10 protein-coding genes are annotated in these 10444 nt (G+C 44.6%); all 10 read left to right on the forward strand.

The features are described from left to right. Nucleotides 1–163: 163 nt before the first annotated feature. The 10 genes from FX155_RS05665 to FX155_RS05710 all read left to right on the forward strand — a co-directional run bounded on the left by FX155_RS05665 (nt 164) and on the right by FX155_RS05710 (nt 10420). Entirely contained in the window at nt 164–1525 is a 1362-nt protein-coding gene (locus FX155_RS05665) for a transposase (RefSeq protein ID WP_006555382.1), read from the forward strand. Between the two features lie 64 nt (nt 1526–1589). Next, entirely contained in the window at nt 1590–2804 is a 1215-nt protein-coding gene (locus FX155_RS05670; RefSeq protein ID WP_008858595.1) for an RNA-splicing ligase RtcB, read from the forward strand. A 43-nt stretch (nt 2805–2847) separates the two neighbouring features. Next, nucleotides 2848–3762 (forward strand): DUF4268 domain-containing protein, encoded by a 915-nt coding sequence (locus tag FX155_RS05675; protein WP_229778450.1) that lies wholly within the window; start codon nt 2848–2850, stop codon nt 3760–3762. A gap of 350 nt (nt 3763–4112) precedes the next feature. Then, nucleotides 4113–4298, forward strand: coding sequence for a hypothetical protein (locus FX155_RS05680; RefSeq protein WP_154488021.1), 186 nt, complete (start codon nt 4113–4115; stop codon nt 4296–4298). Then, the gene (locus FX155_RS05685) at nt 4276–5919 is read left to right on the forward strand and encodes a recombinase family protein (protein ID WP_229778451.1); all 1644 of its coding nucleotides are present in this window, start codon (nt 4276–4278) and stop codon (nt 5917–5919) included. The genes FX155_RS05680 and FX155_RS05685 overlap by 23 nt, the downstream gene beginning before the upstream one ends. Nucleotides 5920–6032: 113 nt before the next feature. Further along, a complete protein-coding gene (locus tag FX155_RS05690; protein WP_154488023.1) occupies nt 6033–6215 on the forward strand; it encodes a helix-turn-helix domain-containing protein in 183 nt (60 codons plus the stop codon). A gap of 78 nt (nt 6216–6293) precedes the next feature. Further along, complete coding sequence (locus tag FX155_RS05695; RefSeq protein ID WP_154488024.1) at nt 6294–7292, forward strand: hypothetical protein; 999 nt, start codon at nt 6294–6296, stop codon at nt 7290–7292. Beyond that, nucleotides 7273–7839 (forward strand): hypothetical protein, encoded by a 567-nt coding sequence (locus FX155_RS05700; RefSeq protein ID WP_154488025.1) that lies wholly within the window; start codon nt 7273–7275, stop codon nt 7837–7839. Before FX155_RS05695 ends, FX155_RS05700 begins: the two co-directional genes overlap by 20 nt. A gap of 4 nt (nt 7840–7843) precedes the next feature. Beyond that, complete coding sequence (locus FX155_RS05705) at nt 7844–9397, forward strand: protein kinase domain-containing protein (protein WP_154488026.1); 1554 nt, start codon at nt 7844–7846, stop codon at nt 9395–9397. Between the two features lie 408 nt (nt 9398–9805). Then, complete coding sequence (locus FX155_RS05710) at nt 9806–10420, forward strand: sigma-70 family RNA polymerase sigma factor (protein ID WP_154488027.1); 615 nt, start codon at nt 9806–9808, stop codon at nt 10418–10420. Nucleotides 10421–10444 lie beyond the last annotated feature (24 nt).

Here is a 10444-nt window from a genome sequence, read left to right on the forward strand (position 1 = left end):
CACGGCAAACCTCCTGTCCTGTGAGGGAGAATTTCTGTCCGATAATTAATTTCGTACTATCCGTACAGTATACACCGTATGTCCAAAAATTACCCCCTCCGTGTCCAATTTTAGTTTACCACTTCAAGATTCACCACAAACCAAACACGAGAGGTGCTACGTGATGTCTCAATTATACACCAGTCAGCCGACAGTTAACAGACTCCTGACGACTTTTTCTTCCTTGTTCCCATCTGCGACGAGACGGACGCGCCATCTGCTGGCGTGGTTACTCATTGCTCAACTGGCTCTGGAGTCGGCGCCGTCGGTGCGCTGCCTGTTCCGGCAGTTCCTATCGAAGCAGACGGACGCATCGCTCAACAGCTATTACCGCGCCCTTGGCAACGGCCTCGTCACGGATGCATCCATTCGCCAGGCCTTGGCGCTGCAGGCGCTTGCCATAGTGCCAGAGGCACTGCGGCAGGAGCCTATCCTGCTCAGCGTGGACGACACGTCCATTGCCAAGTGGGGCAAGCACTTCGACGGTGTAGGCATCCTGTACGACCACGCCAAACACGATGGCAAGTCCTATTTCAATGGGCATGCCTTCGTCAGCCTGACGATGAGCGTGCCGGTCCTCCATGAGACCGCAGGCAAGCAGCAGATCCGTTATATCGCGGTGCCGATTGGCTACGTCATGAGCAACGGCGAAGCCTCGAAGCTGACACTTGCCTGCCAGCTTCTCGATGAAGTCATGCCAATCCTTGAAAAACGCCAGGTCATCCTGCTCTTCGATAGCTGGTACGCCAAGCGCGAGTTGCTCGCACATGCTCTCAGCTATCCGAATCTTAATGTGACCTGCAATGCACGCCACGATACGGCCATGTTCGAGTTGCCGGATTCGACGGCAGGCCGTCGCGGCCGTCCACCAAAGTACGGTAAACGCTTGATGCTGGACGAGATTGCCAATGATCTCACGAATTACCTTTGCCGGATGGACAACTATTTTGTTGCTCACCGTCTGGTGAAAACGCGCATCTTTGGCGACCATACCGTCCATGCCTATGTGACGCTGAGCAAGAGTGGCTCGTACCGTCTCTTTTTCAGCACCATAGATCCGATGGCGCTGCACATGAGCATTGCTTGGCAGGAGAACAAAGGGCTCCGCAACACCAGCTCCAAGCATATGGCGATTTACCCGCTCAAGCTCTACAAGCTCCGCTGGGGCATTGAGACGAACTACTACGAGCAGAAGATGTTCTGGGAGCTCGGCAGCTACAAAGTTCGCACAAAGACTGCGATTGAGCATCTGCTGAACCTAACGAATTCCGGGCACGCTCTCATGAAGATCCTGCCGTATGAGGACGAGCGGCTGAACACCTACCGGGACAAGAGCCCGCAAGAGCTGCGGCACGCGCTAAGCCAGCAGATCCACAAGGAAGTATTTTTCGCCACTTTGGTGTCCAAAGCCCAAAGTAGCATAAATTCAAGCACATTGCTCAAGGCTTTGCAAGCATTGGCTTGGGGCGATGAGCAAGCGGCTTAAAAGCTGTAAACTGTTGTATAATAGTAGAAAATTATGGAACTCAGGGACGGCAGGTGAAGCGACAATGGAACGGATTGAAGGAACAGTTACAACGGCAATATCGTATGCCAAGAGTATCGATGAGAAAGCGAGGGAACAAATCCGCCGCATGTGCAGCTATGAGCTGACGAAGGGGAGCCGGGTGCGGATTATGCCGGACGTCCATGCCGGGAAAGGCTGTACGATTGGTACGACGATGACAATCACAGACAAGGCAGTACCGAACATCGTCGGCGTGGACATCGGCTGTGGCATGTATACGATTGCTCTTGACAAGCAGCCGATTGATTTTGCCAGACTCGATGAAGCGGCTCACATCGTACCTTCCGGGATGAATGTCTGGCCTGAGAAACAGGCTGACTTCAATTTGCAGCGGCTCTATTGTTATGACAAGCTGAAAAAACTGTCTTGGATTGCCTGCAGTATCGGTACCCTGGGAGGCGGGAATCATTTCATCGAGGTCGATAAAACCCATGATGGTCGACATTATCTCGTCATCCATACAGGAAGCCGGAACCTGGGAAAACAGGTGGCGGAGATTTATCAGCGCATGGCCGTTGAGCTGAATGCCCATGATGAAACACTGGAAGAACGGCTCCAGCATATCATAGCAGAATACAAGGCAGCAGGACGGCAAAAAGAAATCCAGAAGGCCATCCAGCAGGCGAAGTCAGAACAACGCAGAGAAAAGCTGCCGGAAGATCTTTGCTTTGTCTCCGGAAAATACCTGAGGCAGTATCTGCATGATGTGGCTCTTTGCCAGCAGTTTGCTAGACTGAACCGGGAGCAGATTGCCAAAAAACTGCTGGAAAGAGCCGGCCTTCAGCCCGGCGAAGCGTTTCATACCATTCACAACTACATCGATGTCGATGAGATGATTCTCAGAAAAGGAGCCATCGCCGCACATAAGGGTGAAAAGGTTCTCATTCCCATCAACATGCGTGACGGAAGCATCCTGGCACTCGGCAAAGGCAATGCCGAGTGGAATTACTCTGCCCCGCACGGCGCAGGCCGCATCATGTCCCGTACCCAGGCAATCAAAGAGCTTTCCCTCAAGGAATACCAGCAGGAGATGGCAGGCGTATATACAACATCGGTAAACGAAGGTACCATTGACGAGGCTCCTATGGCCTACAAATCCCTTGACGATATCTTGGATGTCATCGGTGACACCGTGGACGTTATCGACGTGATGAAACCAGTCTATAATTTCAAGGCGGCAGAGGAGAAGCATTTCTAAAGCATCGGGAAGTGAAGTGACATATATGGAAAAACTAGGGTGCATGAAACGGATTGATGACTTGCGGTCTATCTGGCCGCATGAGGAACAGGATTTTTCAAAATGGCTTGCCCAAAAAGAAAATCTGGAACAGCTGAGTGATGCCATTGAAATTGACCTAGAGCTTGAGGAAACGGAATCTCCAGTAGGAAGTTTCAGTGTAGACATCTACGCCCGCGAAAGCGGGAGTTCCCGTGGGATTATCATCGAGAATCAGCTGGAAGATACCGACCATGATCATTTGGGAAAAATCATTACGTATGCGGCAGGGAAAGACGCTGAAATTATAGTCTGGATTGTCAAAAGGGCTCGTGATGAGCATAAACAGGCTATCGGATGGCTGAATCAGCATACGGATGAAAATATTGGTTTTTTCCTGATTGAAATTGAACTCTGGCGCATTGGGGATTCGCTGCCAGCACCACGGTTTAATGTTGTAGAACGTCCCAACGAATGGGCAAAAACGGTGAAAGCTGCAGAAACCCTGACGCCGCTGCGGAAATTCCAATTGAACTTCTGGCAGCAGTTCTGTGACTATGCCTTCGATAAAGACAGTAAGTTCAGCAAGAGCTTCTCATGCAGAAAGGCTTTCGCGACCAATTGGTACAACCTGAGTACCGGCGTATCGTCTGTGGTGGTAGAATTTACAATCAACACATCCCGCCATCGGGCGACAGCGGGCTTGTATGTTGCCAAGGGGAAGGATTGGTATAGGCAGCTGAAAGATAATCAAGATACGATAGAAAAGGAATTAGGCGCTTCCATTGAGTGGTCAGAAGGTGAAAAAGATGGACGTATGCTTTTGACCAAGGAGCTTGATGCGGCGTTTGATAGAAAAGAATATAAAAACTACTTTGACTGGTTCATGGAAAAAGCACTTCTGCTCAAGAAGATAGCCAATCAGTACAACACCGATTGAAGTGAACACGGGGGTGTTCAAAATCCCTGCTATCGTTCGATTGTATCAAATACAGACACCTTTGAGAAATGCAAATCCCCGTATTGATAAAAGAACTTTCCGCACCCCAAATTTTGAAAATCGCTTGATATATGGGCTTTTGAAGCACCTTGCTTCGAGGGTCCATTTTTTATTTTTCGGCGAAAAAATCATTTGCACATTTTTTGCACCTCATTTATCGAAAACCAAAATGCACAACATTTGAACAGCTAATTAAATACATGCGCTCACTTGTTTGATAGCCGTTCACGAGTTACTTGACTTTTCTCTCATTCTGAGCCATTACTAAATGTCAACTGGAGGTAAAAGTTATGGACTTAGAAAAAGAAGTAGAGTACCGGCTTGCCAGGTGGGTATTCGCTAATATATATCATGAAGGAAAAATTGACAAGCAGACATATCATCGGATACTTAATCGATTGATTGATGAGTGCAAGCCTCCTATGGAGTCGATGGAAGAAAGGTTCAATGAGGATGAGGACAATCAGAAAGATTGAAAAATTGCCTTCCCTGCCGATGATGGAAGAAGGGAAGATAAAGTGCAAACGAGTCGCCGTTTATGCGAGAGTATCTACAGATCACGAGGGACAGAAGACTAGTCTGAAGGCACAGAAGGATTATTATGCCAAATTGATTGCATCACATTCTGATTGGACGCTGGCCGGAATCTATGCGGATGATGGAATAACTGGCACTTCATATCTTCGCAGAGAAGCCTTCAAGAATATGATGGCAGATAGTAAGGACGGAAAAATCGACATGATCATTACAAAGTCAGTTTCCCGTTTTGCCCGGAATACGGTTGATGCCTTGCGGGCAATCAGGGAACTAAAGGATTATGGCATCGGGGTATTCTTCGAGAAGGAAAATATCTGGACACTGGACAGCAAAGGAGAATTTCTTATCACGCTGATGACCTCACTGGCACAGGAGGAAAGTCGGTCCATCTCGGAGAATGTCACTTGGGGACAACGAAAAAGATTCGCCGATGGCGGATATAGTGTAGCATACCGGCGTTTTTTGGGCTACGATTATGGATTTGTGGTGAATAATGATGAGGCCAGAGTAGTCAGGAGAGTTTACCGAATGTTCTTGCAAGGATATGGAACAACTACAATAGCAAGGAAGCTGACCGAAGAAAAGATTCCTTCACCGGGAGGACAGCCTCAATGGCACGGTTCTGTAGTGAGCAGTATACTTCAAAATGAAAAATACAAAGGGGATGCCCTGCTGCAAAAAACTTTTACCGTTGATTTCCTGACGCATAAGGCGAAAGTCAATCAGGGAGAACTGCCCAAATATTATGTAAGGCATGGTCATGAAGCAATCATCGCTCCATGGCTTTTTAACTATGTGCAGCAAAGAATTAAGGAGCGTGACTCGGCTTTCTATAGCGGAATTTCGCTATACACCAGTAAGTTCGTATGTGGAAAGTGCGGCGCTTTTTATGGCCCGAAGCCTGAGCATTCAACTGACAAGTACCATACAGTTACGTGGATGTGCCGCAATCGGTTCAAGAAAGGGAATTATTGTAGAAATATCCGAATTGATGAGGCAGATTTGGATAATTTGATATGCCAGATTGCATGGGTAAGCATAAAATGCCGGCCAGGGGTTATGGCCCTTTGCCGTAAGGTGGCCGAAGAAAACGATGAACTGCTGAATGCGATTTCTAAAGGTGGTTACAGGTATACGTATGCGGATATGGAGAATCTAGCTATTATCATTAAACGCATATTGGTATTTCCAGACGGGCATTTCGCTGTTGAATTAATCAGCGGGAATTACGTTTATTTCTCGTTCATCCCTAAAATACATAGAAATGTAAAGAAAACGAAGCGGGTAGGGAATGGATATTGCCTGTACTGTGGCGCACCCATCGAGCAGAACCCCAAACGCAGGGAGAAAAAATTTTGCAGCGATGACTGCCGGATGCTTTGGTGGAATTCACACAGGGATTTGGTGAAACATCATATGATAAGGACAGAACATTGCTTGCATTGTGGGCAGATTTTTCAGGTGTATGGTAATGCGAAAAGGAAGTATTGTTCTCATAAGTGCTATGTAGAGCACCGGTTTGGGAAGGATACTGATATAAACAGCTACAAACCGCGCTAAACCATTACAAATTCTTGAAGAAGACATTTGTTCAATGATATAATATAAATGCTCGGTGTGACGATTTTCACCGGGCATGAATTTTAATAAAGCAAATGAAAGGCGCGGACATCATGGCGGAAAACATTGAAGAACGTTGGATCAATGTAAATGAGGCGGCGGAGTATTTTGGTGTGAAATCAGCTGCTATCCGTGATTGGATTCGGAAGGGGAAGGGAAATCCTGCTCAGAAGATTGGGAAGTCCTGGAAATTCAAGTACTCAGAAATTAGTGCCTGGGCTAAAAGTCAGAAATAGTAAGCAGTGGTCTACAACATCATTGACTTACACAATTATTAAACTGTTAGGATAGAAATTTTACAGGGAGCTAACTCAGTGGAATTTTCATTATACTTAAAAGAGACATATCAGACGGCAAGCCTGCTTCAGGATATACGGGACGAATTAACTGTTGCTGTCAGAAATGCAATCCTGCTTCATGCTTATGACACTGATATAGATCTCTCGTTCGGAAAAATTCATATTAACAGTAAGGGAAGCGTTTCACAGATTAGTTTCAATGGCACCGATGTAACAGATATAGATGCTTTTATTGTCAGGCAAGCGTTTCACATAACCGACGATCATTACTTTGATATCCGGAAAAACATCAAAAATAATCGAAATGATTTTTTCTACTATCCTATCAAAATCAATGGCAGGATATCACTTACAGTTCTAAAGAGCAGCCCCTTCTTCGAAAGGAAATACGGGAGAGCCATTCATTCGAACGCATTCCGGGTCGAATATGCTTCAAAATATTTGCTTATATACAGTAGCAATACGGCTGTCCCGGATGTTTATTATATCGGTTTGTTTGGACCTGAACAGACAGCGAATACTCTGCTTGAAAAGGCTGGAAAAAGTCTAGGCGGCAAGAGTACCATTTACTACTGTTTCATGAATTCACGCCCTGAAATATTTCTGCATTTGGGGCAGGTCAAACAGGACTTTGTCGGTTATCATCCAGAAAAAAGTCCGGCTGCATACAATTTTTACATGGGCAGCGTAATAAGCGGTATATTCAAAATAAATAAAAAGACGGACAGCAATGGGAAAATCAAGGTCAAGGAAACACGAAGGAAATGTTTGCAAATGATAATAATGATGCAGTTTGGTTCAATAGACCAATTTTGCACCCAAAATAGGATAAATAAATTTCTTCTTTCTGCTTTTTTGTTAGGAACGGACGCTGTTATTAAATATACGAATGGGAATACAGTAACTCCTAAAAGACTTGAGGAGTTGCTGAATCTTCCGTTTTCTCCCAATGCTGACACTCTGAAAGATAAGAACCTGCTTGTTAAGGTAAATTATGAAGATATTCCAGAATGATTCCCTCAGCGGGATAAGCAATAAAATCGGGAAAAAGACATATCTTGAATTTATTGTGCATCTTTTAGAAACGGATTATTTTAATCCAATTGTGTTTTGCCATGATAACTATCGGTTTGATAGAAAACGGTATGCAGAGGTAATGATAGGATTTATTAATCTAATGTCATTTCTGCATTCTTGCGGGATTATGGTGGAAACAGAAGTTGAAGAGCTGACTGATGTAGAAACGTATATTTACCGCAATATTATGGGAGAAAAAGATAGCACTGATATGATTCAGTGCTATAGACTCCTGGAAATCGACTTTACTAATTTTAATATGAGTAATGCCAAGGTTCTGGAGAACTGCAAAGATGATGATTTTTCACTCGTCAAGATATATTTGCAATTGCGAGCTGGAACAGCAATGAACAAAAGAGCTATAGAAAATCTATCAAAGAGGCGTTACACGGATTCAGAGATGATTACACTCCGTAAACAGATTGAGAATATATCTGGCAAAACATTAGTCAAGCGCAAGGATAACGCCTATGAAATGAGGTGATTAAATGCAGGAGAATCTGCGGATGACGCCATCCGTTCAAAAAAATATATGTGAATACTTTAATGGAGATTATCAGGACTCCGTGTATCAGTACCGGTCTGGGAGTAATTTGGTAGAAATGTATACTACACGATTCGGTACCCCAAATATTGTGGCTGGCCCTTCCCGATGGACACTGTGTGATGACACGATAAATTACATGTATGAAATGGGAAATATCAATGAATTCTTCACTGTAATGTTATCACTCAGAAATATTAATAAAGAGTTGCGAGAAACAAATCAGGCAATTGTTGCGGAAAAAAGAAAGGAGGCCATAGACAGAATTAATCAAATGCTTCTCGAAGATGATCTCGAACTTCTGAGTCTCAACAATCGGCTTATCTTACACCATATTGATGATGATTCAGATTTGATTGGCAGCGGCGGATTTGCTAATGTTTACAGGGTTCCAGGAACGAACACTGTAGTCAAGAAACTCCGGGATGAATTTAAGGACAATGACGGAATAGTGTCGAGATTTAAGCAGGAGTTTCACTTGATACACGATAAGCTGCAAGGCATTGATGGCATTATCAAGGGATACGAATATAACGTTGATGAAATTTCATACACAATGGAATATTGCAGCACCGATTTAAAGAATTATATAGCTGACATGAATCTAAATGAAACGCAGCGCATAGACCTTGTTCTTGAAATTTTGGGAATTATGGATCAGGTACATAATCGCGGAGTGCTTCATAGGGATTTGTCACCCAAGAACATCTTTATTAAAGACGGGCATCCGATTATTGCTGATTTTGGACTCGGAAAAGCCATTGATGGGGATGGGAGAACATACGTGACTATTGACACATCTATGAACGGCACCCTTGAATATTGTGACCCGCGTCAGTTTCAAGGATTAGGCTTTGCTGATAAACAGTCAGATATATATTCTCTTGGAAGAATAGTCAATTATGTTATGACGAGAGATTCTGATAATTTCAAACATACACTCAGCATTGTCAGCACAATAGCGACAGAGGCGTCATTGGATGCCCGATATCATACTATTAAGGAAATGATAGATAAAATAAATCGACTGACAAAGACTAAGGCAGATAACGAGTATGCTATGAAGTGTGAACGGTTTCTGTCAGTCGGACATTATGATAAAACCATGGACGAATTTCTCCTGTCATTTGAAGAAGATAATCTGATAAATCGTTTGAACAATATAAAGTTTAGATATGTGTACTCAAAGATTGTGGCGAATGTTTCATACAACGCTATTATGATAGACAGATTTGAATCGCTTCATCAGATTTTTCTGCATCCGATTGGACATACTTTTGCCAGTTTTGATGCCGTAGCTTATTTGTGTATTGATACGCTTAAAAAGTATAGAAACATCACCCCCGCATTAAAAACAATTCTGGGAGAGTGCATATATGATATAGCTGTGGGCATCGATCGATGGAGGGTTCAAGAATATTTTAAAAAAAATTACCGGGATCTAGAACCCGATTACATTCAAGAAGCAATAAGTGCTTCGCTTAAACGAATAAAATAAAAATTATACGTCTGATTTTTAGACCACCTGTTTTTACGGGTGGTCTTTTATTTTTCCTTTTTTCATTTCGATATCATAAAGCTAGGAAACGCAAAAGACTGAATCAGTAGTTTGAAAACGGTTCCGACAGTCATTCGTTTGAACATTGATATGGAAACAGGCAAGCCTGCCTCCATATGAGTGCTCAGGCACTCGAAAAAAATCTCTGTTGTCCGAGATGCGCATGAGGACGATGGGATGCATAGACAGTTCTGGATTACCGCAGTGATGCGGTGGGCAGGACTGGAAATGCCCCCACCGTTTGTTCCCGTGTGCCATTTTGGGCTTACCAGGACCTGTGGGGGACTTTCCCCGCAGGTCTTTTTGGCATCCCTTCGTCCTCTGGCACGGACGGAAAGGATGCCAAAAATGAAAATCAGAGTCAAACACTACAGTTGGGATGAATCGAAAGCACCAGTGGTCACGGTAGTGGAAGTCCCTGAAGGTGACTGTCAGATCATGATCGAGCGGGATTACGAACTGAGAAAACAGGCGGCAAAGGAAGGGGAAGAAGTTACCCGGCGCAGTGCCCAGGAAATCATGAACGAAGACTTCAACAAACCCCTCTACAATGATTGGCACAGGGAGCACCGCAGAAGAAGTGAGTTCCCGAATTATCAGGGAAGGGATGAAGAAGATATCAGCTTGGCGAATCCCATCGAAGATGCTCCTGATACCTGCGGTTGTGCAGTTGCTGGGAGCGGATGCAAACGGAATGGAAAGGCAATGCCGGATATGAGTCTTGTGAGCCGGGATGAAGTGGAACGGGATCGCGAAGCCAGCGATGAAGAGACCAAGCAAACCATCAGGATCGCATTGGCCAAGAAAACGGAATGGGCAGAAGCTGTCATTGCTGTCTATATCGATGGAGAATCCGTCCGGGCATATGCTGCCAGAACAGGTGCCAATGAAAACAATATCACCCAGAAGCTGAAGCGAGCAAAGAAAAAATTACAGGAATTTTTTGGAAACCGTCAGATTTGACGGGCTCTCCTGGCTAATGAATAG

This window comes from Acidaminococcus fermentans (genome assembly GCF_009696675.1).
Classification (GTDB): domain Bacteria; phylum Bacillota; class Negativicutes; order Acidaminococcales; family Acidaminococcaceae; genus Acidaminococcus.